This is a genomic window from Polyangium jinanense, from assembly GCF_028435365.1.
Map to the genome: position 1 here is coordinate 1 of NZ_JAGTJJ010000049.1, position 25,035 is coordinate 25,035.

22 protein-coding genes are annotated in these 25,035 nt (G+C 70.5%); 11 read left to right on the forward strand and 11 right to left on the reverse strand.

What is annotated here, in order from left to right:
* Positions 1–123 precede the first annotated feature (123 nt).
* Positions 124–2,832 carry a M1 family metallopeptidase gene (locus KEG57_RS42320; protein WP_272422022.1) on the reverse strand — a complete coding sequence of 903 codons (2,709 nt, stop codon included), beginning with the start codon at positions 2,830–2,832 and terminating at the stop codon, positions 124–126.
* A gap of 185 nt (positions 2,833–3,017) precedes the next feature.
* On the opposite strand from KEG57_RS42320, the gene KEG57_RS42325 reads away from it, so the two are divergent.
* From KEG57_RS42325 to KEG57_RS42335, 3 genes are read left to right on the forward strand one after another with little or no spacing between them, the layout of a single operon-like run.
* Positions 3,018–3,533, forward strand: coding sequence for a hypothetical protein (locus tag KEG57_RS42325; protein WP_272422020.1), 516 nt, complete (start codon positions 3,018–3,020; stop codon positions 3,531–3,533).
* A complete protein-coding gene (locus KEG57_RS42330; RefSeq protein WP_272459559.1) occupies positions 3,458–3,982 on the forward strand; it encodes a hypothetical protein in 525 nt (174 codons plus the stop codon). Before KEG57_RS42325 ends, KEG57_RS42330 begins: the two co-directional genes overlap by 76 nt.
* A 55-nt stretch (positions 3,983–4,037) precedes the next feature.
* Positions 4,038–4,433 (forward strand): RidA family protein, encoded by a 396-nt coding sequence (locus KEG57_RS42335; protein WP_272422016.1) that lies wholly within the window; start codon positions 4,038–4,040, stop codon positions 4,431–4,433.
* Between the two features lie 22 nt (positions 4,434–4,455).
* Here the strand turns inward: KEG57_RS42335 and KEG57_RS42340 are convergent, their stop codons facing one another.
* Both KEG57_RS42340 and KEG57_RS42345 read right to left on the reverse strand, forming a co-directional pair.
* Positions 4,456–5,835, reverse strand: a complete 1,380-nt coding sequence (locus KEG57_RS42340) for a beta-propeller fold lactonase family protein (protein WP_272422014.1) — start codon at positions 5,833–5,835, stop codon at positions 4,456–4,458.
* Entirely contained in the window at positions 5,832–7,307 is a 1,476-nt protein-coding gene (locus KEG57_RS42345) for a YncE family protein (RefSeq protein WP_272422012.1), read from the reverse strand. Before KEG57_RS42345 ends, KEG57_RS42340 begins: the two co-directional genes overlap by 4 nt.
* A gap of 135 nt (positions 7,308–7,442) precedes the next feature.
* Between KEG57_RS42345 and KEG57_RS42350 the strand changes: the two genes are divergently transcribed.
* Positions 7,443–8,315 (forward strand): DsbA family protein, encoded by an 873-nt coding sequence (locus KEG57_RS42350; RefSeq protein ID WP_272422010.1) that lies wholly within the window; start codon positions 7,443–7,445, stop codon positions 8,313–8,315.
* 153 nt (positions 8,316–8,468) lie between these two features.
* Here KEG57_RS42350 and KEG57_RS42355 read toward each other — a convergent pair whose 3' ends face one another.
* Both KEG57_RS42355 and KEG57_RS42360 read right to left on the reverse strand, forming a co-directional pair.
* Positions 8,469–9,557: a type VI secretion system protein gene (locus KEG57_RS42355; protein ID WP_272422008.1), complete on the reverse strand. Its 1,089-nt coding sequence runs from the start codon at positions 9,555–9,557 to the stop codon at positions 8,469–8,471.
* Positions 9,557–10,192, reverse strand: a complete 636-nt coding sequence (locus KEG57_RS42360) for a DotU family type IV/VI secretion system protein (protein ID WP_272422006.1) — start codon at positions 10,190–10,192, stop codon at positions 9,557–9,559. Before KEG57_RS42360 ends, KEG57_RS42355 begins: the two co-directional genes overlap by 1 nt.
* Before the next feature lie 121 nt (positions 10,193–10,313).
* On the opposite strand from KEG57_RS42360, the gene eno reads away from it, so the two are divergent.
* Positions 10,314–11,588 carry a phosphopyruvate hydratase gene (gene eno / locus KEG57_RS42365; protein ID WP_272459560.1) on the forward strand — a complete coding sequence of 425 codons (1,275 nt, stop codon included), beginning with the start codon at positions 10,314–10,316 and terminating at the stop codon, positions 11,586–11,588.
* A gap of 83 nt (positions 11,589–11,671) precedes the next feature.
* On the opposite strand, the gene KEG57_RS42370 is transcribed toward eno, so the two are convergent.
* Positions 11,672–12,130: an RNA recognition motif domain-containing protein gene (locus KEG57_RS42370; RefSeq protein WP_272422002.1), complete on the reverse strand. Its 459-nt coding sequence runs from the start codon at positions 12,128–12,130 to the stop codon at positions 11,672–11,674.
* A 406-nt stretch (positions 12,131–12,536) separates the two neighbouring features.
* Here KEG57_RS42370 and KEG57_RS42375 point away from each other — a divergent pair, with 406 nt between their 5' ends.
* The gene (locus KEG57_RS42375) at positions 12,537–12,980 is read left to right on the forward strand and encodes a universal stress protein (protein WP_272422001.1); all 444 of its coding nucleotides are present in this window, start codon (positions 12,537–12,539) and stop codon (positions 12,978–12,980) included.
* A 5-nt stretch (positions 12,981–12,985) separates the two neighbouring features.
* Here the strand turns inward: KEG57_RS42375 and KEG57_RS42380 are convergent, their stop codons facing one another.
* On the reverse strand, positions 12,986–13,222 hold the full coding sequence (locus KEG57_RS42380) for a hypothetical protein (protein WP_136927744.1): 237 nt from the start codon (positions 13,220–13,222) through the stop codon (positions 12,986–12,988).
* A gap of 381 nt (positions 13,223–13,603) precedes the next feature.
* Between KEG57_RS42380 and cysT the strand changes: the two genes are divergently transcribed.
* From cysT to KEG57_RS42395, 3 genes are read left to right on the forward strand one after another with little or no spacing between them, the layout of a single operon-like run.
* Positions 13,604–14,458 (forward strand): sulfate ABC transporter permease subunit CysT, encoded by an 855-nt coding sequence (gene cysT, locus KEG57_RS42385; protein WP_272421999.1) that lies wholly within the window; start codon positions 13,604–13,606, stop codon positions 14,456–14,458.
* On the forward strand, positions 14,451–15,287 hold the full coding sequence (locus KEG57_RS42390) for a sulfate ABC transporter permease subunit (RefSeq protein ID WP_272459561.1): 837 nt from the start codon (positions 14,451–14,453) through the stop codon (positions 15,285–15,287). The genes cysT and KEG57_RS42390 overlap by 8 nt, the downstream gene beginning before the upstream one ends.
* A 6-nt stretch (positions 15,288–15,293) precedes the next feature.
* A complete protein-coding gene (locus KEG57_RS42395; protein ID WP_272421997.1) occupies positions 15,294–16,370 on the forward strand; it encodes a sulfate/molybdate ABC transporter ATP-binding protein in 1,077 nt (358 codons plus the stop codon).
* Here KEG57_RS42395 and KEG57_RS42400 read toward each other — a convergent pair whose 3' ends face one another.
* Positions 16,371–16,958 carry a hypothetical protein gene (locus tag KEG57_RS42400; protein WP_272421996.1) on the reverse strand — a complete coding sequence of 196 codons (588 nt, stop codon included), beginning with the start codon at positions 16,956–16,958 and terminating at the stop codon, positions 16,371–16,373.
* A gap of 152 nt (positions 16,959–17,110) precedes the next feature.
* Between KEG57_RS42400 and KEG57_RS42405 the strand changes: the two genes are divergently transcribed.
* Together KEG57_RS42405 and KEG57_RS42410 are read left to right on the forward strand one after the other, a co-directional pair.
* Positions 17,111–17,644 (forward strand): hypothetical protein, encoded by a 534-nt coding sequence (locus tag KEG57_RS42405; RefSeq protein WP_272421995.1) that lies wholly within the window; start codon positions 17,111–17,113, stop codon positions 17,642–17,644.
* 69 nt (positions 17,645–17,713) lie between these two features.
* Positions 17,714–18,814, forward strand: a complete 1,101-nt coding sequence (locus tag KEG57_RS42410; protein WP_272459562.1) for a PHP domain-containing protein — start codon at positions 17,714–17,716, stop codon at positions 18,812–18,814.
* Between the two features lie 9 nt (positions 18,815–18,823).
* Here KEG57_RS42410 and KEG57_RS42415 read toward each other — a convergent pair whose 3' ends face one another.
* The 3 genes from KEG57_RS42415 to KEG57_RS42425 are packed head-to-tail and all read right to left on the reverse strand — an operon-like array spanning position 18,824 to position 24,855.
* Entirely contained in the window at positions 18,824–21,967 is a 3,144-nt protein-coding gene (locus tag KEG57_RS42415; RefSeq protein ID WP_272459563.1) for a VWA domain-containing protein, read from the reverse strand.
* Positions 21,964–23,958, reverse strand: a complete 1,995-nt coding sequence (locus KEG57_RS42420; protein ID WP_272421991.1) for a VWA domain-containing protein — start codon at positions 23,956–23,958, stop codon at positions 21,964–21,966. Before KEG57_RS42420 ends, KEG57_RS42415 begins: the two co-directional genes overlap by 4 nt.
* Positions 23,959–24,855 carry a DUF58 domain-containing protein gene (locus KEG57_RS42425; protein WP_272421990.1) on the reverse strand — a complete coding sequence of 299 codons (897 nt, stop codon included), beginning with the start codon at positions 24,853–24,855 and terminating at the stop codon, positions 23,959–23,961.
* Positions 24,856–25,035 lie beyond the last annotated feature (180 nt).

Consider the following 25,035-nt stretch of genomic DNA (forward strand, 5'->3'; position numbering starts at 1 on the left):
CGCTGGGAGCCCACGCCCTATCAGCACCGCGAGCAGGAGCCGCTGCTCGACCTCCTCCACGGTTCCTTCAGCTGGATGCTCATGCCGATCGCGTGAACCACTACGAACTTTGGGGATGATGTACTAGTATTTCTGGAGAAAGGCCCGGAGGCTCGGTTCGAGCTTCTGCCGCTGCGCCACGCAAAGCGAGATCGACTCCAGCGACTGCGCGAGGGATCGCGGCGCGCCGACGATCTCGGAGACGCGGCCCTCGAAGACGCGCGCGACGGCGGCGCGGTTCGTGTCGTCGCAGGAGCCCTGAAACACGAGGGGGAGGAAGCCCCGCGCCTCGGTCGGCATGCGCGCGACGAGGGTGCTCCAGTTCTTTTCGACGTACCCGAGGGATCGTTCGAGCATTCGCTCGTCCTGGCCGAGGAGCCACACGGCGTCGCGCGGATCGAAGCCGCCGTCGAGGACGAGCGCGAGGGATTCGTCGACGAGGGCGCGATCCCGGAAGCTCGTGAGCGCCTCGAGGAAGGCGCCGCGGCGGCGCTCGTCGCGCTCTTTCTTGGCAGCCTCGCGCAATCGATCGAAGAGCGCGCGATCGCCGCCGTGCCGCGCCGCGAGGGCAAGCGCGGGGCCGGCAATGTCGAGCGGGGCGGCAGCGGGGTCGGCGAGGAAACGCGCGGCGAGGGCGCGGAGCTCGGCAAGCAGGGCCGGATCCTCGCCACGATCGGCGACGAGCGAGACGAGGAGGGGACGGAGGAACGTGATGGATTCGTCCTCGCCGGGCTTCGGGAGGATGCCGAGGGCGCGAGCGCGCTTGCCGAAGGTGCGGGAGACGAAATGGGCGAAGCGCGGGCGGAGGTCGGCAGGGACGTGCGCGTCGCGGACGCGGGCGACAAGCGCGGCCGCGCCGCGCTCGAGGAGAGGATCCGGCTCGGCGACGACGTCGGGGACGAGGGAGAGAATGTCACCGGGGACGAGGGCGCCACTCTCGACGAGGGCCGAGGCGTCGTCGAGGAGCGAGAGGCGCTCGGGCAAACCGAGGAACTTTCCGGGCTTGCCGAGGAGCCGCGCGAAGTCCGCCTTTCCGAGATCGACGTGGTAGTAACCGACGCCTTCGTCCTTCAGGGCAAACGCCGCGGGGCACGATTTTGCCTTTTCGAGCGGGAGCTCGGCCGTCTTCGTGGTGAGGAGCGTGCAGGCGCGCGCTTCGGGGCCGGGACCATAACGGAGGCAAACCGGGATCTGCCAGGTCGATTCGGCGGCGCCGGCGGATCCGGCCGGGAGCCAGCGCGATTGCGAGAGTTTTACGCGCGGGGGTTTGCCCTTCTCACACGAGAGCTCGGCCTTGACGAGCGGGACGCCGGGCTGGTCGAGGAAGGTGGCGAACGCGGGGCCGATCTCGGGGCTGGTCTCGGCGGAGAGCGCGCTCAGGAAATCGGCGGCTTTCGCATTGCCGTGGGCGTGCTCGCCGAGGTAACGGCGGACGCCGCGCTGGAATTTCTCGGGGCCGACGTAGGCCTCGAACATGCGGAGGACGGCCGCGCCTTTCTGGTAGGTGATGCTGTCGAAGGCATTGGCGATGTCGTCCTGGGTGCGGATCTCCTGCCGGATTTTTCGCGCGCTGAGCAGGCCGTCCTCGCCCATGGCATACGAGGCCGAGGCGACGCGGCGGGTGTCCTCGCGCCAGGAGGGGGAGAAGCGATCGACGATTTTGCTGCCCATCCAGGTGGCAAAGGCCTCGTTGAGCCAGAGGTCCTCCCAGAAGTCCATGGTGACGAGGTTGCCGAACCATTGATGGGCGAGCTCGTGGGCCATGGTCGCGGTGAATCCGCGCCGGAACATGGGCGTCTCGTCGGCCGGCGCGGCGAGCGAGCCGCGGGCGCCATACGTGACGAGCCCCGGGTTTTCCATGGCGCCGAACGAGGAGAGGCGAGGAATGGTGACGACGTCGAGCTTTTCGTAGGGATAGGCCGTCCCGAGGTACTCTTCGAGCATTCCGAGCAGCGGCGGCGTGGTCTTCGCCGCGAACGAGGCCTTGCCGGCCGCGCCGCGCGGGACGGCGACACGAACCGGGACCTTGTTTTTCCCGGCCGTACCCGCGTCGACAATCTCGAAGGGCCCCACCGCGAAGGCGACGAGGTAACTCGGCAAAGGCGGCGTGGGCGCGAAGCGGACGAGCTTCATGCCGCCCGGCTCCTTGGTCTCGCCGAGGGCGGGCGTATTCGAGAGGGCGACGTCGGTTTCGCGGACGCGCAGCGAGACTTGCCAGGGGACCTTCACGCCGGGGTCGTCGATGCAAGGAAAGACGCGGCGCGCGGCGGTGGCCTCGAAATGGGAGAAGATGTACGAGGTGCCGTCGGCCTCCTCGCGGAAGGCGCCGTGATCGTCGAGGGACGATATCGCGCCGCGATACTTCACGACGAGGCGCGCCGAACCGGGCGGCGCCGGGGTGTCGAGCGCGAATCCGACGAGGTCGCCTTCCGTGGGCACGACGCGGAGCGGGAGGTGTTTGGCGGCGGCCTCGATGCGGGCCTCCTCGACGGTGAGGCGCTCGGCGTGGAGCCAGAGGACACGCGTGGGCTCGGCGAGGCTGAGGTCGATGGTGATCTCACCGCGGAGGACGTCGTCGCCGGGGACGAGGGTGAGCGTCGCGGCATAACGAAGCGGATGCACGGCGCGCGGGAGGCGCAGGCCGGCGGGAGGCGCGGGGAGGTCGGGCGCGGGCGCGGCGGCCGTGGGTTTGGCGGCGGCGGAGGGAGCCGGGGGCGGCGCGGGCGGCGGCGGCGCGGCGGAGCAAGCGACGGTCGTGGCGAGGAGCGCGAGGAGCGAGCGAGGGGATTTCATGATTCGGCTCGGAGGGCGGGAGGAAAGCGCGCGCATGGTGGCACGAGGCGCGCCCGAGATCACGATGGTTCGGCGCTCCCCGGCGGCCGCCAGCCCCCGCCATGGCGCCGTCCCCCCCCGAGCGGCATTTTCATGCACGAAAGCGGGGCTTTTTCCTGGCACGTCGTTCGCCATGGGGGCGCGGCATGCAGCCCAGGAAGCGGAAGGGCGAGGCGGGGCTCGACGACGATGTCGACCTCGTGCTCCGCCACGTATCCCGGCAATTCGCTCGCGAGGTGGCACGCGCGCTCTGCGACGCGGACCAGACGATCGTCGAGCCCCTCGGATGGGTGGAGACGCAGGTGACGGGGCGCCAGCGGAGGCTCGATCGCGCGCTCTCCGTGAAGGTCGGCGACGAGCGGCGACTTCTCCACGCGGAGTGGACGCTCACGATGACCGAGGAAATCGCGTTCCGGGTGTTCGAATATCACAACCTGACGGCGCTCGCCGCGGCAGACGAGGCGCGCGGGGGCCGAGGCAAGCCGCTGCCGATCGAGAGCGTGGTGATCGTCCTGTCCGTCGGGAAGAACCGTGGCCTGCGCACGCGGCGTACCGGACTTCCCCGGCGAAAGCTCCGTTTTGCGGGGTGCATTTCCGGATCGAGCCCGTCTATCAGCGCACCGTGGCCGAGCTCGAGGCCCGCGGGAGTGCGTTCTGGATGATCTTCACGCCGCTCGCCGCCGACGCGGACGCGCGCAATCTGGAGACGGTGCTGGAGGACCTGCGTGCCCGGACGAACGAGCGCGACTTCGCGGAACTCGGCGCGGCCATGGTCGCGCTGGCGGATGCGGATAAGAGAGAGCGAGGGCTCGCGGATGTGGTACACTCCTGTTTGTCGCGGGAGATCGTCATGCAAAACCGGATCTACAGAGAAGGGAAGGCGATGGGGATCGAGGAGGGCCGCGTGGAGGGGTTTGCCCAGGGCCAGCTCGCGGTGCTCGCACGCCAGGTCGAGCGACGGCTCCGGCGCCCGCTCCGCACGGACGAGCAGGAGCAGCTCGCCGAACACCTGCGGGTGGACGGTCCTGACGTCGTGGCCGATGCCATCTTCGATCCCGAAAGCCGCGAGCGCTGGCGCTCGCTCCTTTCGCCGCGAACGTCGACGCAATGACCGCCCCATTCTCGGGCGCGCCCGTGAAGCAGCCGGGCCGTGGTATACCCAGGCCATGCAAAAACGACGGGTGTTCTCGGGCGCAGAGTGGGAGGCACGCGTAGGGTATTGCCGGGCCGTGGCCGTCGGCCCGCACGTGTACGTGGGCGGGACGGCGCCCGTCGCGGTGGGCGGAGGGACGCACGCCAAGGGAGACGCATATGCTCAGGCGATCCGCTGCTTCGAGATCATCGAGGCGGCGCTTCGGGAGGTGGGCGGGTCCCTCGCGGATGTGGTGCGCACGCGGATGTACGTGACCGACATCGAGCGGTGGCCCGAGATCGGGCGCGCGCACAAGGAGATGGTCGGCGCCCACGCGCCCGCCGCCATGATGGTCGAGGTGCGGCGGCTCATCGCGCCGGACATGCTCGTGGAGATCGAGGTCGACGCTTACGTCGAGGGCGCGGGCTGAACCGGGCGAGCGCGCCGCGGGCTCATTGCTCGAGCACGAGGATCGATTTGTCGTAATAGGACGCGACGACGGCGCGGGAGCTGTCGCGCGTGACATCCACGGCGCAGACGCCAGGTCCCGTGGGGATCGTGGCGACGATGCGAAGCGGTTCGCCAGCGATGACGGCCACGCCGCTGCCCTTGGGGGGTCGCTCGGTGCCGCCGAGCGCGACGAAGAGCGTACGGCCATCCGGCGAGGCCGCGCCCGCGCAAGGCGAGCCGTCGAGCATGAGTGTGCTCGTGACCTTCATTGTGGCGAGGTCGACGACCGTGACCGTGCGCGCCTTGCTGTCGAGCGTGACGCCGAGGCGATCGTCGTTCAGGAGGAACCCCTGCTGCGGGCCCAAGCCAACGGCCGTCGACTTGACCTGCGTGGTCGCGGCGATGTCGAGGAGCACGGCCTTGTTCGAGACGCGGTCCGGGAAGAAGAGCGTGCTGCCGTCCCGGGAGATCGCGCCGGCGCGCGGCTCGCGGCCAACGAAGATGCTGCGGCGGGTGGCGCCGAAAGGCTCCTCGCTCGGGTCGAAGAGGTCGATCCACGCGCCCGCGGCGCGGCCGCCGTGCGAGAGCGCGCCCATCGCCGCGATGTACGGGCGGTTCTCGGCGCGGACGAGGAAGAGCTGGCCCGTCGCGTGCGGCAAGGTGATGTCCGCGAGGCGCACGCCCGTCGGCAGGTCGAACCGCGCGACACGCTTGCCGTCGATGGTCGAGGCCACGACGCTGCGGCCGTCCGGCATCGGGACGATCTCGCCCGGGCTCTTGCCGACGTCGAGCAGCACCGGATCCCGATCCCACGACGACGTGTCCATCACCGGGATGCGCGCCGCGTCCTCGTGCCGGAGGACCGCGACGTACCGGTCGAAGATCATCCGGATCTCGTCGCCCTGCGCGGGCATCGAGGCCTTGTGCACGAGCTCGCCCGTCTTGAGCTTGTACTCGCGCAGCGTGGCGTCGTCGGCGCTGACGTAGACGCTCGTGCCCTTCGGGTGGAAGACGACGTCGAGCGGGTGGGCGTCGCCGAGGCGGATCTCGCGGGTCTTCCAGCGCTTTTGCGGGTCGGCCGGCGTGGGCTCGGGCTCGGCCTCGATCTCGGGGCCGATCGAGCCGGGACGCGGCGCGCCCGCGGCGCTGCTCGAGCCGGAAGGATCGAGGTTCGTCAGCGGCGGCGCCTCGCCCACGGGGGACTCGCGGCCGCCGACGACGACGGCGAAGATCGTCCCGGCGAGCGCGATGCCGCCGAGGATCACGCGCGGCACGCGCGGCTGCGCCTCCGGGACGAGCCACGCCTTGCACGCGCGGCACTTGCGCGCCCCGAAGACGATCGGCGCTTTGCAGGCAGGGCACGGGACGCGCTGCTGGCTCATCGCACCACCCACGCGACCTTGGCCCAATCCGAGAAGACGAGCGCCATGCGGCCGTCCGGCGTCAGCCGCACACGCTTGGGCTCGCCCGAGAGCGGAAGGAGCTTCACCGCGTAGGACTCGAGATCCACGATCGCGAGCGAGCCCGCGCCGTCGCCGGTGAGCGTCACGAGGGCCTGCTCGCCGTCGGGCGTGACCACGAGGTCGGTCGCACGTCCGTTGAACGGGATGTGCCGCGCGAGCTCGCCCTTCGCGAGGTCGAAGACCTCGAGCGCGCGCCCCTCGTGGCAACGCACGAGCGCGCGGCGGCCACGACGCACGAGCTCGATTTGCTCGGGCTCGTCGCAGGTCTGGATCCGCTCGCGGCGGCGCACCGCCCCCGACGGCAGCCATTCGAGCGGCACGAGCGCGTCCTCGGCGCGCAGGACGACGTAACTCGCGCTGCCCTCGGGCGTCATGAGCACGCTGACCGGATTGCCCAGCATCGACGTGCGCACGCGATCCTGCTGCGACGCGAGCCGGCTCGGATCGAAGGCGTACACGGCGCCGCCCGCGGGATCTCGCAGGCCCGGCAGCGGGACCTGTCCCGTCGTGCCGAGCGCGCGCGTGCCCGTGTCGTCGACGCCCATCGGCCCCACGGGGTCGTCGCCGAAATGGATGCGGTCGATCTCGGCGTGGTACTCCGTCGCCAGGATCGCGACCGCGTGCGCCGACGGGAGCGACACGAGCGCGCGCCGCCCGTTCGCCCCGACCGACACCTGCCCGACCATCGCGCCGAGATCGATCGTCTTCTGCAGGCCCATCGAGGCCGCATCGACGACGTAGAGCCTCTGCGGCGAGGTCGCGTAGAGGTGCTCGCCGACGCGGTAGAGGCCCTTGATCTGCGGCGCGTCGCTGACGAGCGTGAGCAGCGCGCCCGTGCGCGCGTCGTGCACCTCGATGCCCGTGAGCAGCGCGAGCGCGAAGCGATCCGCGTCGAGCGGCAAGGCGTCGGAAACGTCCTTCGGCAGGGCGAACGGCCCCGTCACGAGCGGCTGCTCGCCGAGGTGCCCGACGTCGTTCGGCTTTTGCCAGACGCACTGGCCGACCTGGCAGGCCTCGCCGTGCCAGCAGGGCGAGGTGCAGGTCGGCGTGACGACGGTCGGCGAACGCGAAGCGGCCCGCGGCGGGAGGAAGCGGCCCGGGGCGAGGCTGCGCAGAGCGATGCCGGTCGCGAGCACGCCGGCCATCGCGAGGCCCGTGACGAGCGGACGCCAGTGGAGCGACAGCCAGCTCGGCGCCTTGGCCGTGGTCGCGCCGGCCTTGAGGCTCTTGCTGGCCGCGAGGGGCTCGTCACACTCGGGGCAAAGCTCGAGGCCCGGCGTCACGGACTCCAGGCACGTCGGGCACCGCAGCCGCTTCTTGCCGGCGTCGCGGACGGAGATCGGCGCGCTGGTCTTGGCGGGTGTCGGGGGAGGCGGTGCGGCGTCGTGCACGTTCGGCCGGTGAATACCCCGACCGCGGTCCGGCGTCGAGGGGGGCAAAGCCGATCCGCCCGCGGCGGTGTGGGGTTGGGGCGAAGGCCGCCGTGAGGCGAGCCGAAGCCCCATTGTGGACGTAAGATGCGCGGCGTGACTTTCCGAACCCTCTCCCCGCTCCTGCTCGTCTCCGCGCTCCTCGCGAGCGCGTGCGGCGGGAGCCAGCACGCGGACAGCGGCGGCGCCCTCCAGATCCAGCGGCCGCAGGAAATGGACGATCTCGTGCCGCGCGAACGCGAGACCGTCGAACGGCTGCTCGACGAGCAGATCGCCCCCTGCCCCGATCAGGCCGTGCCGATCTCCACCTGCCTCGACGAGAAGCGTTCTTGCAAGGCCTGCGAGCCAGCGGCCCGTTTCATCACGGAGCGCGTGAAAGCCGGCCTCGGCCGCGCCGACGCGGCGCGCGCTTACGAGATCCGCTTCGGGAACAAGGTCACCACGGTCGACGTCGCCGGCTCGCCGACGAAGGGCTCCGCGACCGCGCCCGTCACGATCATGGTGTGGTCGGACTTCGAGTGCCCCGCGTGCCGAAGGATCGTGCCGATCGTCGAGCGTGTCGCCGCGGCGCACGAGAACGACGTGCGCCTCGTGCACAAGTTCTACCCGCTGCCGCGGCACACCCACGCGGAGGTCGCGGCCCGCGCCGCCTACGCCGCGCAGAAGCAGGGGCGCTACTGGGAGATGGAGCACGAGCTCTTCGAGAACCAGGACAAACTCGGCGACGCGACAATCGGCGAGCTCGCCGAGGAGCTCGGGCTCGACATGGGCAAGCTGCGCGCGGACATGCAATCCGAGGCGGCGACGAAGACGATCGAGCGCGACAAGGCGGACGCGGATCGCGCGGGCCTCATGGGCACGCCGTTCATCCTGATCAACGGGCGCGAGTTCGACCTCGGCCTCTTCAAGCCCGAGCCCGACCTCGACGCGTGGGTCTCGATGGAGATCGAGCTCGCCCGCGGGCGCTAGAGCATCGACCGGTTCGATGCTCGGAAGATCGCGAAGCGATCTTCCCTCGGGGGGTGAATCGGCCGGGCTTTGCCCGGACGAGAGGGGGACGCGAGGCGTCCCCCTCGGGACAAGAGAGCTAGAACATCGAGCGGTTGCAAACCGATCGATGTTCTAGCGGTTCACGCCCGCGACGATGATCGCGGCGATCCACACGAGCAGCGCGGAGCCGGCGAGGATCAACGTCGCGAGGTCGTCGCGCCAGCGCACACGCAGGGGCACGAGCTCCTTCTCGGGCAACGTGACCGTCTTGACGAGCGCGTGGATCGGCAGCCCGCCCGGCCGCATGCCCTGGGGCATCGAGGCCGGGTAGAGGCCCATGCTCTGAAACCTCGCCACGCCCGCGCGTTGCCGATCGCCGACGCCGGGCACCGCGCTGCCGATGGCGAGCGCGCGGAACCAGGGCACACGCTCGTACGCGTTCGGCATCGCGAGCACGCCGAAGAGGATGCGCAGTCGGTCGAGTAGCTCGCGCACCTCCACGAGATGCTGATAAGCGCGGATGCGCGTGTCGACGTGTTCCTCGCCCGAGAGCTTGGCGAAGCAGAACATCTCGAAGCGCGCGGCGAGCCCGTCGATCTCCTCGCGGATCTTCGGCAGCGCGTCCTGCGGCGCCACCTCCTGGTGCAGCGTGAATCCCCACGGATCCTCGCGCTTGCGCTCGGGCGTCCACTGGAACACGTCGGCGAATCCCCAGACCGTGTCGAAGCGGGTGAGGATGACGTACGTGGGCACGTCACCGCCGAGGTGCCGACCGATCTCGACGAGCACGTCGCGGTAGTTCTTCGCGTACGCCTGCACGCCCGCCTCGTCGAGGTCGGCGAAGGCCGCGACGTTGAGCACGAGGATGAGCGCGTCGAGCGGCTCGCGCGGCCGCTTGCGCAAGAGCTCCTCGCAGAGCGCCTGCAGCAACGCCGGATCGCGGCGTGGGCCCATCACGTGACCTTCGGGCTCGATGAACGCGCACTCGTCGGCCATCCAGTACGTGCAGAACGGCGTCGACGACGCGGGCGGCAAGGGGCCGTCACCGCCGGACCACGTGAGGAACTGCGAGCGGATCGCCGTCGATCGCCCCGTCCCCGGCTCGCCGACGACGAGGTAGATCGGCACCTGGTAGGGCGGCTTCTTGCTCGGGTGCTTCTGCGCGATCGCCGCGAGTAGCGCGTCGATCTCTTGCGTGAACGGGCCGATCTCGTTCGCCATCACTTGCCCCCGACGGCAGAGACGATGACCAGGGTCAAGCCCACGACCACGAAGAAGATCCCGATCCCGCGGGCCATCCACAGCGATTTCCACCACGGCGTCTGGTGGTCGATCGGGCGCACCGTCTCCTCGCGCACGGGACGGAGCGCGCCCGCGTGCCAGTCGCGATCCGGATCGACGCCGAGGATCCGCGCCACGTCGATACGCGTCTGCGTCGCGCCGTACTGCACCTGTCCGGGCAAACCGAACCTGCCGAGGAAGCCGAGGCCGAGCACCACGTAGTACGTGGCGAGCACGCTCTTCGGTCCTTCCTTCACACGCTCGAGGCGCTGGTAGAACTCCACGCCCGCGTTCGTCGTGTACCAGCGTGTGGCCTGCAGCGAGTATTGCGACCAGAGCGGACGCAAGTCCGGAAGGCTCATCGCGATCTCGTCGATGATCGCCGCGATGGCGAACTGGCCATCGTCGGCGGAAACGACGGGCAGCTCGTCGGTCACCTTCGAGCTCTTGAGCTCGTTCATCAAGGAGTTCGCCTGCTGGAGCAGATGCTCCGCGGGCGGACGCCTCGGGGACTGGCGCACGGAGCAGATCCAGAGGAGCAACTCCTCGCCATACACGCCGATCGAACGTTCCACGCGGCCGGGGAGCATAACGCGACTCGCGCCCCGGGGAGGAAGACTTCTGTGGCGATCGGCCCCTGTTCGCCAGCGTGCCCACCACGCTATGCTGCCGGCCCTCTGCCGAAGGAGCGTTCTCATGTCCGAGATTCAGAGCGTGATGGCCCGTGAAATCCTCGATTCCCGTGGCAACCCCACGGTGGAGGTCGAGGTCAGGACGACCAACGGCTTGGGGCGCGCCGCGGTCCCGAGCGGAGCCTCCACCGGCGCCTACGAGGCCGTCGAGCTGCGCGACGGCGACAAGAAGCGGTACCTGGGCAAGGGCGTGTCGAAGGCGGTTCGCAACGTCGATACCGTCCTCGGCCCCGCCGTCGTGGGCATGGACGCCCTCGATCAGTCCGCCGTCGACAAGGTCCTCATCGAGGCCGACGGCACGCCGAACAAGGGCAAGCTCGGCGCGAACGCGATCCTCGGCGTTTCGATGGCCGTGGCGCGCGCCGCGGCCGACACCGTGGATTTACCGCTCTGGCGGTACCTCGGCGGCGCCGCCGCGCGTGTCCTGCCGACGCCGCTCATGAACATCCTGAACGGCGGCGTGCACGCCGACAACGGCCTCGAAGTGCAGGAGTTCATGATCGTGCCCTACGGCGCGGCGTCGTTCGACGAGGCGCTGCGCATGGGCGTCGAGGTCTTCCACACGCTCAAGGGAATCCTGAAGAAGGGCGGGCACGTGACGGCCGTGGGCGACGAGGGAGGCTTCGCGCCGCGGCTCGCCACGAACGAGTCGGCGCTGCAAGAGGTCGTGCGCGCGATCGAGGCCGCCGGCTACAAGCCCGGCGAGGACATCGGCCTCGCGCTCGACGCGGCGATGAGCGAGTTCTTCGACGAGAAGAAGGGCGTCTACACCTTCGACAAGGGGCCGAAGACGCCCGAGGAGCTCGTCGCGATCTACGAGGATCTCGCGAATCGATATCCGATCGTCTCGATCGAGGACGGCTGCGCGGAGAACGACGACAAGGGCTGGAAGCTCATCTCGGAGCGGCTCGGCAAGAAGGTGCAGCTCGTCGGCGACGACCTCTTCGTCACGAACCCCGAGCGCCTCGCGCGCGGCATGTCCGAGGGGATCGCGAACGCCATCCTGATCAAGCTGAACCAGATCGGCACGGTCACCGAGACGCTCGACTGCATCCGCACCGCCGGCGAAGGCGGCTATCGGTCGATCATCTCGCACCGCTCCGGCGAGACGGAAGACACGTTCATCGCCGACCTCGCGGTCGGCACGAACGCGGGGCAGATCAAGACGGGCTCGTCCTCCCGCTCGGATCGCGTGGCGAAGTACAACCAGCTGCTCCGCATCGGCTTCGAGCTCGGCGAGGGGCAGATCTTCGCCGGCCAGAAGCCGTTCAAGCGCTGAGCACGCGCACAAAACAGAAGCGCCCCGAAGCCTCGGCTCCGGGGCGCTTTCTTTCGGGCCGGCTCTCGCCGGGCCCTCACGTCTTACCAGCGATCGCCGCGATCGCCGCGACCGCCACGATCCCGGCCGCCGCCGCCGCCACGACCGCCGCGCCGGTCGCCGCCACGACCGCCGCCGCCACCGCCGCGACCGCCGCCGCCACCACCGCCGCCGCCGTAGCCGCCGCCGCCGCCGCCGCCCATGCCGCCGCCACCGCCGCGGAAGCCACCACCGCCGCCGCCGCCGCCCGGCGTGCGCTCACGCGCCTCGTTCACGGTCAGGGTGCGCCCGTCCAGGCTCTTGCCATGAAGCGCGTCGATGGCCGCCTGCGCTTCCTTGTCGCCCGCCACGTCCACGAAACCGAACCCGCGCGATTGCCCCGTCACCCGATCGGTCATGACCTGGACACCGACGACCTCCACACCGGCTTGCTGGAAAGCGCTGCGGACGCTCTCCTCAGTGGAGTGGAAGGCCAAATTGCCCACGTACAGTCGCTTGCTCATCCTCAGACCACCCGATGCACGACCTCTCCTGACCTTCCCCGGATGCGACCCGGGCCGTGCATCGGATCGCTTCGAGACCACACAGACGAGCGACCGTCAGCCGATACAGATCGAGCGACCGCGAGCAAAGCGGGCTGTCAGAGTTCGACGACGAACGGGCCTAGGGCGATCATGAGGCTAACGCCCCGCTCCCCAACGCGCAAGCAACTATCGCGACGCGGGAAACGCCGGTTTCCCTAGCCGATTCCCTGCAGTGGCCGCGTCCGTCCAGGGTAGTTCGTGTCCGCTCACGCCCGCCGAGAAACCTCGTTTCAGCTGGGAAAGCTTCGCGAGCGAGCAGACTGGGAACACCAACGATGACGCCGCGAGGCTTACCGATCCGGGATCGACGCATCAAGGAGCAATCATGCCGTTCCAGAAGATCGTCGTGCCGATCGACTTCGAAGAGACCTCGGCCTACGCGCTCGAACGTGCGATCGAGCTCGCCGCGAAGCTCGGCGCCGCGGTCACCGCCGTGCACGTCTACAGCCTGATCGTCTACACCTTCCCCGACGGCTCCTACCTCCCCCTCTCCGAGCTCGCCGAGGCTGTGCGGCAGGGCGCGCAGCGCAAGCTCGACGCTGTCCTGGAGGCGCACCGGGGCCGCGGCGTCCGGCTCGACGGCGTGCTGCGCGAGGGCCGTTCGGCCGACGAAATTTGCAAGGTCGCGGCCGAAATCTCGGCCGATCTCATCGTGATGGGCACGCACGGCCGCGGTGCGATCGGACGCGCGCTGCTCGGCAGCGTGGCGACCGCCGTGCTGCGCCGCGCGAAGATCCCCGTGATGACGCTGCGCAAGCCTGCGGCTTGAGGCGTTCAGCCGCGCGAGAGCGCGCGGATGGCTTGCATGCGCGAATCCTTCTGATCCGGCGGCAGGAAAACGGAAAGCGCCTGCTCGATCGAGCCGAGCGCCCGCGCGAGCTCCGAGGGGCTCATCGTCTCCGCCGTCACCCCCACACGCGAGCACGCGCGCTTGATGGTACCTCGGGCAAACACCTCCGAAAGACCACTGGCGGCAATCACCTTGTCGAAGAGGGTTTCCGGCGGGCTCATGTTGGGGGCGATTACGCTCGTTCCGTCAAGCCGTGGAACGTCGCGCTATGAGCGCCCGACGTCGGGTCCACGTGTCCCTCGGTCTGGGCAAGGGCGATCGGTAGATGCGATGAAATGGCGTATGGGTTCCCACTCATTCGCACCGATCACGTTCGAGGTGGTTACCAGAATCGCCGTGCCGCCGCAACCCTGGAGACCTCCCCCACGGATCGACTGCAGATCACGGCCTCATTTGCAAGCTCCCGGCAGGAACGTGGGCAGCCCGAACCGAGCGATGAACCCCCGTGCGCGTGACCACCACGGACATTGTCACAGCTTTCCGATGCAACTTTCATATCGCCGTTGCGAAGGAGCTCCGCGGCGCGCCATCCTCACGCTCGCTTGAGCACGACGGTAGAGCTGTCCGGAGCGCGGTCGACGGGCCGGTCGAGGGCGCGAAGACAGCCCCTCGGCAAGCTCGGTCTGCGCGTGGCGGCGGGGACCTACCTCCTGCTCATGGTGGCGCTGCCGGTCGCCACGCTCGCGCGGGAGGGGCTCTCGAAGGGCCTCACCGAGCTCGGGCGGGCGCTCCTCCACCCGGTCGCGCGCGGGGCCGTCCTCCTGACGCTGGAGACGGCGCTCGTGATGGCCGCCGTGAACGCGGTGATGGGCACGCTCATCGCGTACGTGCTCGTCCGCTACCAGTTCCCCGGGCGCAAGCTGCTCGACGTCCTCATCGATCTGCCCTTCGCCATCCCCACGCTCGTGACGGGGATGATGATCGTCACGCTGCTCGGGCCCCACGCCGCGCTGGGGCAGCTCTTCGAGGCGGCGGGCCTGCGCGTCGTGTACGCGCCGCCGGCGATCATCCTTTCGCTGCTCTTCGTGACGCTCCCGCTCGTGGTGCGCACCGTCCAGCCTGTGCTGATGGAGCTCGACGGGGCCGACGAGGAGGCCGCGTTCACGCTCGGCGCGAGTGAGTGGACGACGTTCCGGCGGGTGACGCTGCCCGCGATCGCGCCGGCCATCGTCTCGGGCGCGCTGCAGAGCTTCGCGCGGGCCCTCGGCGAGTTCGGGTCGGTGGTCGTGGTGGCCGGTAACATCCCGCGGCGGACGCTGACCGCGGCCGTGCACGTGTTCGGGGAGGTGGAGTCGGGCGACGTGCACGCGGCGAGCGCGATGTCGCTCGTGCTCGTGACGATCTCGTTCTGCGTGGTGCTCGTGGTCTCGGCGCGGCAGCGGGGCGCGCATGGCTGAGCGAGCGGGCGGCGGACGGAGGCGCGTGCGTGCCCTCCTGATCGGAGCGGCCGTGCTCTACGTGGGCGCGCTCGTGCTCGTGCCGGTCGCCTCGCTCCTGCGCGGCGCGCTGGGCGACGGACTCCGGCCGTTCGCCGAGGTGCTGGCGCGGCCCGACGTGCTCTCGGCGCTCGTGATGACGGCCAAGCTCACGGCTTTCGCGGTCGTGGTGAATGGCACCCTCGGCACGGCGCTCGCGTTCGTTCTCGTGCGGGATCGGTTCGTGGGAAAGCGTCTCCTGAACGCGCTCGTCGACGTGCCGTTCGCGCTCTCGCCGGTGGCGGTGGGCGTCGTCTTGCTCTCGCTCTTCGGCAAGGGCGGGCTGCTGCGGCCGATCACGGATGCGCTCGGCGTGGAGGTCGCGTTCGCCTGGCCGGCGATGGCGATGGCGACGGCGTTCGTGACGGTTCCGTTCGTGGTGCGCGAGGTCGGGCCCGTGCTCGAAGAGATGGGCACGGATCAGGAGCTCGCCGCGTACACGCTCGGGGCCTCGCCGTTCGTCACGTTCGTTCGGGTCACACTTCCGGGGATTCGGTGGGGGCTCGCGTACGGCGCGACGCTGACGATGGCGCGTGCGATCGGCGAGTTCGGCGCGGTGCTTCTCGTTTCAGGCGGCGTCGCGGGGCAGACGGAGACCGCGACGGTGTTCGTGTACCGGGCGCTCGAAGATCGGGACGATCGCGGCGCGTACGTGGTGGCGACGGTGCTCGCGCTCGCGTCGCTCGGGCTTCTCTTGCTGCTCGACGTGGTGCGAAAAAAGCGCGGCTCGCGCGCGAAGGCGGGAGGGTAGGCGCTCGTGGGTATCGTGGCGCGTGATCTCGTGAAGCGTTTCCCCGGCGGCAGCGGGCGGGCGGTCGACGCCGTGTCGTTCGAGATCGGAGCGGGCGAGCTCGTCGCGCTGCTCGGCCCGAGCGGCGGCGGCAAGACGACGGTGCTGCGGATCCTGGCGGGGCTCGAATCACCCGACGAAGGGCGCGTGCTTCTGCGCGGCGTCGACGTGACGGACGTGCGGGTGCAGGAGCGGAACATCGGCTTCGTGTTCCAGAGCTACGCGCTGTTCCGGCACATGACGGTGCGCGAGAACGTGGGGTTCGGCCTCGAGATCCGGGGCAAATCGCGGGCGGAGGTGGATCGCGTGGTGAGCGAGTTGCTCGCGCTGGTGCGGCTCGCGGAGCTCGGCGAGAGGTACCCGCACGAGCTCTCGGGCGGGCAACGGCAGCGGGTCGCGCTCGCCCGCGCGCTCGCGCCGGGGCCGAGCGTGCTCCTGCTCGACGAGCCCTTCGGCGCGCTCGACGCGAAGGTGCGGCTCGAGCTCCGCGAATGGCTGCGGCGTCTGCACGAGGAGCGCGCGATCACCACGGTGTTCGTCACGCACGACCAGGAAGAGGCGCTCAGCGTGGCCGATCGGGTGATCGTGATGAACCGCGGCAAGGTGGAGCAGATCGGCACGCCGGAGGACATCTACGATCGACCTGCGACGGCGTTCGTGGCGGGGTTCGTGGGGTCGATCAACGAGCTCGAAGGCGAGGTGCGCGGCGGGCGCGCGGCGCTCGGGAGCCTCGCGGTGCACGCGCCGCCGGGCGCCGGGGACGGGACGAGTGTGCGCGCGTTCGTCCGGCCGCACGACGTGGAGCTCGTGGGTGTGACGAGCCGCGTGGAACAGCGCAGCAGCGTGGAGGTGGCGACGGCGCGCGTGGAGCGTCTCGTGCGGGTCGGCTGGATGGTGCGGATCGAGCTCAAGCTCGACGACGATCAGCCGCTCACGGTGGAGCTCACGAAGGATCGCGTGGCCGAGCTCGGGCTCGCGGAGGGGGAAGAGGTGTTCGTGAACCTGCGCGACGCGAAGCTCTTCGTGCAGGATTATTCGATCTAGCTAGCGAGCGGGCCGGGCGAGCGCCCCGAGCACGCGCTCGGCCTCCTTGATGCGCGCGTCGCGCTCGGCGAGCTTCTGGCGCAGCCGCGACGCCTCCTCGTCGGCCGCGGCGATCGCGGCCTGCTGGGCGCGGAGCTGGGCCTCGGCGTCGGGCTTGATCTTGCCGAAGTAGAAGCCGAAGGCCGCGGCGAAGAGAACCATCGAGCCGAGGGCGCCGAGGCGCACAGCGCGGCCGAGGCGCTGGTTCTGTTTGTCCTCCTTCAGCGCGGCGAGGGCGCGCTCGTGCGCCTCCACGATCCGCATCACCTCGAGGCGCGCGTTCGCCTCGGCCTCGGCGCGCGCGCGCTCGACGGCGGCGATGCGGATCGCCTCGATGCGCGCCTCTTCGGCGCGGCGCTCGGCGTCCATGCGCGCGCGGCGCTCGGCCTCGATCCGAGCGTGCATCGAGGACGACTCGCGCGCGTGACGCGCCGCCTCTTCGGGTCCGAGCCTTCCTGCGGCCTCGTTCTCCGGACGAACGCGCGCCTCTTCCAGGCGCGCGAGGTACTTCAACGAAAAGAGGAGGGCGCCCTCCTGCATCGTGGCCATGCGCGACGACTCCTTCGGTCTGAATGCCCCAGGCCGCGGCGCCCCAGGCGCTGCCCGGCCGAGGGTGTTCCCTTGGACGCGCGGTTTCGTGCGCCCTTGGGTGCGCGCCCCGCGGAGCGGGATCCAGGCCGCGGGCGTGCTACCTTTTCAGAATGAATGGCTTCATCGAATCAGGCGCGGGGCACAGGGTGGGCAGCGAGGGGCGCGGGGCGCGGTGGGCTTTGCTCGTCGGAGCTGCGATGGCCATGGGCACGTTCGGGTGTTCGTCCGTCGTAAGCGAGTACGACGTGGACGCGAATTTCACCGTGACTCCCAAGGTCGACGGGTCGTTCTTCTGGTGGAACGAGGTCACCTTGGAGAGTGACGTCAACTCGTACGGCGCGGCCCGGCTCGGGTTCGTGCGTATCTCCGTGGCGCCGCCCGCGGAGGACATCACGTTCGTCGACGAGATCCTCGGCGAGGCGGTGACGTCGACGGGGCGCACGCCGCTCGTCTCGAAGTCGGAGTTCCCCGCGAAGGAGCCCGACGTGATCCTCGACGTGCTGCACGACGGCGACATTCGTCCCTTCTTCGAGGACGGCAAGAAGGTCCGCGTCGAGTGGACCGGCCGTACGAACCCGAACTTTTTGGCGTGGCCGACGGACGGGATCGATGTCTCCGTGAAGGTCAGGCTCGTCCTCGATTGAGCGGGCGCGCCGCGGGGCGCTTCCGCCCGCGCGGCGTATGGAGCTATCCTCGCGGGCAAGGAAAGGCCGATGCGGTCGAAGACGGGCAAGTTTCGCTGGATCGCGCTCGGCGTGGGGGTCGTCACGATCGGCGTGGCGGCGGCCGTCGCGTTCACGCGCGTCCCTCCCGAGCCCACGGCCATCGCGGCGCCGCTCACGCTGAACATCAAGATCGACCCGCCCAAGCTCAGCCCGCCGAAGTTCGCCGAGACCCTCGACGTCACCACGTTCCAGCGCGGCAACCTCCACACGCACAGCCAGTGGAGCGACGGCGATCGTTCTCCGAAGGACGTCTACACCTGGTATCGCAGCCACGGCTACGCGTTCCTCGCGCTCACCGATCACGACAACCGCGTCAGCCCCGAGACGTTCGCCGCGCTCGAGCGCAAGGGCTTCGTGATCATCGCGGGCGAAGAGGTGACGATGTGGGCCGAGGGCAAACCCGTCCACATCAACGGCCTCTGCACGAAAAAGACGATCGGCGGAGGCCGGTTCAACGCGAAGCGCGATGCGCTCTTGCACGGGCTCAATCGCGTGCACGAGCAGGGCGGCGTCGCGCTCGTGAACCACCCGAACTTCGACTGGGCGCTCACGCTGGACGACGTGCGCGTGACGCGCGGCGCGGAGCTCCTCGAGATCTGGAGCGGCCACCCGTACGTGAACACGGAGGGCAACGCGGAGCGGCCGTCCCACGAGGCCGTGTGGAACACGCTGCTCGACGAGGGTTGGTCGATCGGGGGCGTGGCGGTCGACGACGCGCATCACCTCGGCCTGACGAAGCCGGACGTGAAGCCGGCCCGGCCGGGGAAAGGTTGGGTCCAGGTGTTCGCGGAGAAGCCCGATCGAGCGCTCATCTGCGAGGGGCTCGCGAAGGGGCGGCTCTACTCGTCGTCCGGCGTGACGCTCACGCGAATCCGCGTGACGGAGACGAAACTGAGCGTGTGGCCGAAAGAAGAAGGCGCGGTCGTGGTGTTCATCGGCGCCGGCGGGAAAGAGCTCGCGAAGATGGGACGAGGTCCCGAGGGCGACGCGACGTACGAGCTCCGCGGCGATGAGACGTGGGTGCGCGCGCGTGTCGCGCTTCCGGACGGGAAGATGGCCTGGACGCAGGCGTACCGCGTCGTTCGGTAGAGCGGTTTTTCAGGAGCGCGGCTGGCCTTTGCGGCGCGCGAGGAGGATCTCGGCGGCCGTGAGCGCGCGGGGCTGCGGCGGGCCGGCGGGCGGCGCCGCACCTGCGGGCGGTTGCGGGGCTGCGCTCGGAGACGGCGCTTGTGGCCTCGCGGCGGCCGGTGGAGGCGCGTGCGGCGTCGGCGCGGAGGGCTGCGCGAGCGTGGCGGCCGACGCCGCGGGGAGTGGGGCCTCGCGGGCGGCGCGCTCGCGAGCGGCGCGCTCTTTCGCTTGCAGGAGCGCGCCGACGACGGCGTCGGGCGAACGCGGATCGGGGCCCGCGTGGGCCTCGACGGGCTTCGGTTGCAGCGCGGCGCGCGCGCGCGCGGCCCACGCGAGGACGGGCTCCGGCAACGCGAAGCGGCGCGCCGCGACCGCGAGGAGGAGCGCGAAGCCGGCCATCGCGATCAGGAGGGGTGTGATGTCCTGGTAGGAGAAACGCCGCGCCGCGCGGTCGCCGAAGATGCCCGCGAGTGTGTCGCGGCGCTTGCCGCCCGTGAGGTCCGCGATGCGACCGAGCAGCGCCGCGTCGGAGCCCGTGGGCCGCAGCTCCTCGCCGGCCGTGAGCGCTGCGCCCGCCGTGCCGACGACGTCGCCCGACTGCTCGTCCTTTGCGATCGCGATGTACGTGCCGGGACGCGAGAGCGGGATCGAGGCGGCATATGCGCCGGCGCCCGTCGCTTCGAGCGCGGTCTCGCGGACGAACCCGTCGGGCCCGGCGACGCGCACCATCAAGCGGCGGAACGACTGCGCGCGACCGTCGTCGCCGACGACCGTGGCGCGCACGTGAAGCTCGCCGCCCGAGGCGTCGGCCTCGACGCGCACGCGGCCGTCCTCGCCCTTGCGCGTGAGGTCACGCGCGAGCTGGCCGACGAGCCGCGCCGCGCCGGGCCACGTGGTCCAGCGTCGGCCCCAGCGATCCTTGAGGTCGCTCGTGAACGCGCCGGATCGACCGACGCCCGCCGACCACACGGCAAGGATCGGATCCCCCTCGGGCCCGGTCATGAGCACGCTCGCGCGGCCCTTCGGGATACCCACGACGTACCCGTCGAGCGAGGGGGCCTCGTCGAGGGGCACGCCCGAGAGGATCGGCGAAGGCGCGCTGCGGGCGACGCGGAACTCTTTCTCGACGATCGATGAGCGCGCCGCGAGGATCGTCTCCTGCGTGAAGACCGCGGGCAGGCGATTCGCGTCCTCGATGAGGTAGAAGCGGCCGCTGCCGAGGCGCGAAAGCGTCTCGAGCTCGGGCACGTCGCCGCCGTTGCCGAGGGCGACCACGCTCGTCGTGATGCCGGCGCGCAGCGCGTTCGAGACCATCGTGCGGCACGGGCCCATCTGCTCGGCGTCGGAGCCGTCGGCGAAGAGCAGCACGTGCTTGAGGTTGACCTTCTCCTTCGCGAGCGCGGCGTACGCAGCTTCGAGCGTGATGTCGACGAGGATGCCGCCGCCGCCGGGACCGACGCCGCGGATCGCTTTGTCGATCGCGCCCTTGTCGCTCACCGGGCCGAGCGGGACGCTCCAGTTGACCTCGGTGTCCACGTGCAGCACGCCGAGCCGGTCGCCGGTGCCGAGCAACGCGGCGCTGCGGGCGGCCGCCTCGTTCGCGAGCTCGAGCTTGGTATGCGCGCCGGCATTGGCTGCCATCGAGCCGGAGATGTCGATGCCGATCACCTCGGCGAGACTCGCGCGGCGACGCTCTTGTTTGAGGTCAAACGAAACCGGGGAGACCTCTTCGAGCGGCGTGCGCGCATACCCGCCCGGTCCCATGCTGCGATCGCCGCCCATGAGCAGCAGGCCGCCGCCGAGGTCGCGCACGTAACTCGCGAGCGCGTCGATCTGGCCGGGCGAGAGATCCGAGGCGCGCACGTCGCCCATCACGACGAGGTCGTAGCCGACGAGCCCCGCGAGATCCGCGGGCACGCTGCTCGTCGAGCCCTCGTCCACCTTGAACGCCGCGGCCTCGAGTGCGCGCGCGACGAACGTCGTCTTGCCCGCGTCCCCGTCGAGCACGAGCGCCGAGGCCTGACCTCGCACGCGCATGAAAGCGCTGCCCGCGTTGTCCTCGGGCGATTGATCGAGCGTCGGATCGGCCGCGGTGATCTCCACGTCGTAGCGGTGGAACCCGGGGCCGGGCGCCTTCTCGCGGATGCGCAGGACGTCCTCGCCCGCGGCGATCTTCGCGCCCGACTCCGCGATGAGCTCGCCGTCGCGCCGGAGCCGGATCTGGATCGCGGCCGGGCTCGGCGACGAGGTCACGAGGCGCAGATCGATGGGCTCGCCCTCGTCCGCGCGCGTCGGCGCTCGCAACGCGACCACGCGGATGTCCGGGATCGAGCGTTGTTCGAGCGGAACCACGTCGACCGGGATCTCCGCCGCCACGGCCGCCGCGGCCGCGGCCATGGTGTCGCCGCGCGTCGCCACGCCGTCCGAGAGCACCACGATGCGCGCGGCGCTGTCGGCGGGCACTTCGGCCAGCGCGCGCCGGATCGCCGCGCCGAGGTCGGTCCCGTCGCGCCCGATGGAGACACGTTGCGGCGCCGGCAGGTCCGACTTCGGCCGCGGCGGATCCTCCGTCGCCGCGTCCGCGCCGAAGATGATCGTGCCGATCCGATCTTCCTCGCGCATGCCGAGCTCGGCCACCGCGAGCTCTTGCTTGATGCGCTGCTCGGCGCTCGGGACGAGGTCGATCGAGCGGCTGCGGTCGATCGCGACGAGCACGGTGAGCCGATCGAGCGGACGGCCGAGCTCGGGCCCGGCGGCGGCCATGGCCGCGATGAACGTCGCGAGCTGGGCGAGGAGATCGCCGAGCCGCGTGCGCAGCGGGCCCTGGTTCGTCCAGCCCGTCGCCATGCGGTACGCGACGAACATGGTCGACGCGAGCGCGAGCAGGGCGATCTGCGGCCGCGCGAGGCGCAGGTAACCGCCGGGGACGAGGCCCGTCCAGACGAGGCCCACGTAGAGCGCCGGCAGCGCGCCGACGATCATCCCCGTGAGCAGGATCTTGCGTTTCGTCAGGCCCGCCTCGCGGATCACCCACCGGGCGATCAGGACGAACACGAGCAGGCCGAGGCCGACGACCACGAAGGGCACGTACGGGCGCAAGTGACTCGGAATCACGCCGCGGCCCTCCTCTCCGGCGTCGGCGGCCGCTTCGGTGCAGCGGGCGCGGCGGCGGGCGCGAGGCGCGGCTTGCGCGTGAGGTACCAGATGTCGAAGACCACGAAGCCGAGCGCCACGAGCGCGAGCACCCAGCTCCACTCGTTGTGCGCGTCGGGCTCCGTGCCCGCGGCCGTCACCTTGATCTCGTCCTTGCCCGCTCCGGCCGGGGCCATGACGCTGCCGAGATCACTCTCGGCCGCGCTCGTGAGGTTCGCCGGGGCCACGAGCGCGCCGCCCTCGGGGCCTTGCCACGAGAGTTGATAGAGGCCGACCTTCGAGATCTCCGGCACGACGGCGAGCCCGTTCCGCAGCGACACGTCGAGCCGATCGCCCGTCGGGCCTTTCACCTCGACGTCCTTCGCCGACGCGGGCAGGCGTACGCGCAAGGGCTCGCCGGCGCGCGCGGGCCCCGTGATGCCGTGCGCGCGATGGATGCGCGCTTGCTCGAGGAGGTTCCGCATGAAGAGCACGAAGCTCGCCTTGAGCGGCCAGTCGCTGTCGCCAACGTCGAAGCCGAGTAGCGTGCCCGTGCGCGTCGGCGTGGAGATGTCGGTCGCGATCGTGCCGTCCTGCGTACGGATGAGCTCCTGCGTGGGGCCCTCGGGCTTGAGCGCGGCCGCGCGCGAGATCGAGACACCGTCGAGCGAGAGAAACCGCATGCGCGCGTCGCCGCTCTCCCACGACGTGATCGACGGCGCTTCGAGCGTCCTTCCGACCACGGTGCCGAAGCATCGACCCGCGGGCGGCGCGACGATCAGGAGATCCCCGCCCGGCACGAAGTCCGGACACGCGCCCTCCACCACGACGAACGCGTCCATCTCGACCGCGGCCGGCTGCGCGAGCTCCGTCACCGAAAGCGTCTTCAGCGTCGTCGCCGGATCGCTGAGGATCGCCCGCTCGATCCACGGCGACATCTTCTGCGTATCGGGCGCCGCGTACGCCACGGGGAGTTTGTCCCCGGCCGGCACGCGCGCGAAGGCCGCGTCGTCGACCTCCATCGCGTCGTGCGGCGCGATGTCGAAAATGAGCCCACGCCGGTAGTCGCCGGGCGCCGGCAGGAAGTCGAGCACCACGGCCTGGCGTTCGCCCGGCGCGACCAGGATCTTCCGCGACGCGAGTACGTCCGACGCGTTGTCCTCGCGCATCGTCACGTAGAGCTCGCGCGGCGCCTTGCCGAAGTTCGCGATCACGAGGAACGCCTGCACCTGCTCGCGCTTCAGCGTCGGCTCGATCCCCGACCGCACGTCGACGCGCACGATGGCCGCGTTCTCCACCGGCGTGCCCACGGTGATCACCTCGATCGGCAAGGACGCTCCCGCGAGCGCCGCCGGCGCGGCGAGATTGCCGTCCGTGATCACCACGATCCGCCGCGATCCGCCGAGCTGCCGCAGCCGATCCACCGCGAGCGCCACGGCCGCGCCGAGGTCGCCCTCCACGTCGTGCACGCGCAGCGTTTTCAGCGCGGCCTTCAGCCGGACCGCGTCGCGATCGAGCGGCGCCACCACGCGCGCATCACGCCCCGCTTCGAGCAGGAGCGCGTCGCTGCCCGGACCGAGCGACGACAGGATGTCCTCCGCGACCTTGCGCGCGAGCTCCATCCGCGTCTTCGTCTCCGCGCCGGCCGCGCTCTGCGCCGACATCGACGCGCTCGCGTCCACGATGATCGCGAGGTGATCCCCCGTGATCGCCCTTCCGCGTGTCGCCGGCCGCGCGAGCGCGAACGCGAGCAGCAGCAATGCCAGCGCCTGCAGGATGAGCGGCACCTGCGCGATGAGCTTCTGGAACGGCGAACGCGCGATGAGGTCCCGCTTCGCCGAGGCCCACAGCCACGTCGACGCGACGCGCTTCCTCTTCCGCCGCACCTTCAGGATGTAGAGCAGCACGAGCGGGCCGAGCAGCCCCAGGAGCGCGAGCCCTTTCGGCGCGAGCAGATCGAGCGGCGAGGACATTCAGTCGATGCTCCTGGCGACGATCCGCCGGATCGCGCTCTCCAGGGGTTCGTCCGTCCGAACCCGCACGTACGTCGCGCGCAGCCGCTTCGCCAATTGCCTGAGCTCCTCGCAGAGACCCGCGAAACGCAACACGTACGCTTCGATCGCCGCGGCATCCATGGTCACCTCGACGACCGCGCCGGTCTCGGCGTCCTCGAGGGCCCAGTCGCCTTCGTAGGAAGGCTCGATTTCCTCGGGCGCGACGACCTGCACGAGCACGAGATCGTGCCCGGCCGCGGCCGCGCGGGTGAGCGCGGGGCCGAGCGGCCCGCCGTCGAGGAAATCGGAGACGACGAGGAGCATCCCTGCACGCTTGTTCTTTTGTATCAGCCGATCGATGGCCCGCGCGAGGTCCGTCCCACCCCGCGGCGTGATCCCGGAGAGGGCGCGGAGCAACGCCGGAAGACCACTCCGGCCCCGCACCGGCGTCTCCTCGCGTTGAATCCCCTCCCCGGCCGAGATCACCTGCGCACGCTCCGAGGCCGCGAGCGCCATGTACCCGAACGCCGCGGCGATGCGGCAGGCCGCCTCGAACTTCGGCGGCTCGCCGAAATCGAGGCTCGCGGACGTGTCCACGAGCAGCCGCACGATCACGTCTTCCTCGGCGCGGAAGAGCTTCAGCACGGGCTCGTCGGTGCGCGCGTAGGCGGCCCAGTCGATGCGGCGCAGGTCGTCGCCGGGGCTGTAGGGCCTGTGCTCCTGGAACTCCGCCGAACCGCCGCGCCGTCGCGCCACGTGCTCGCCCGAGGCGCCCGATCGCGCGCGGATCTCGAGCCTGCGCCTGAGCACCTCGAGCTCGCGAACGAAGGCGGGATCGAGGAGCCGGGAGGGGATCCCCGGACGAGTCTCCTGCATCCGAGCCCTTCTGGCCCAGCGCCGCCGCGGCGTCGAGAGCGTCGCGCCCAGCACGTACGCCCCCGGCCCGAACCCGCGCGCCAGGTGTTCCTGATCACCAAACATGTAGTTTTAGCAACAACCGTGGACGGATGGAGTGGTAACAACATTTACCATCCTCCGACGTTGAAGTTTTTCGCT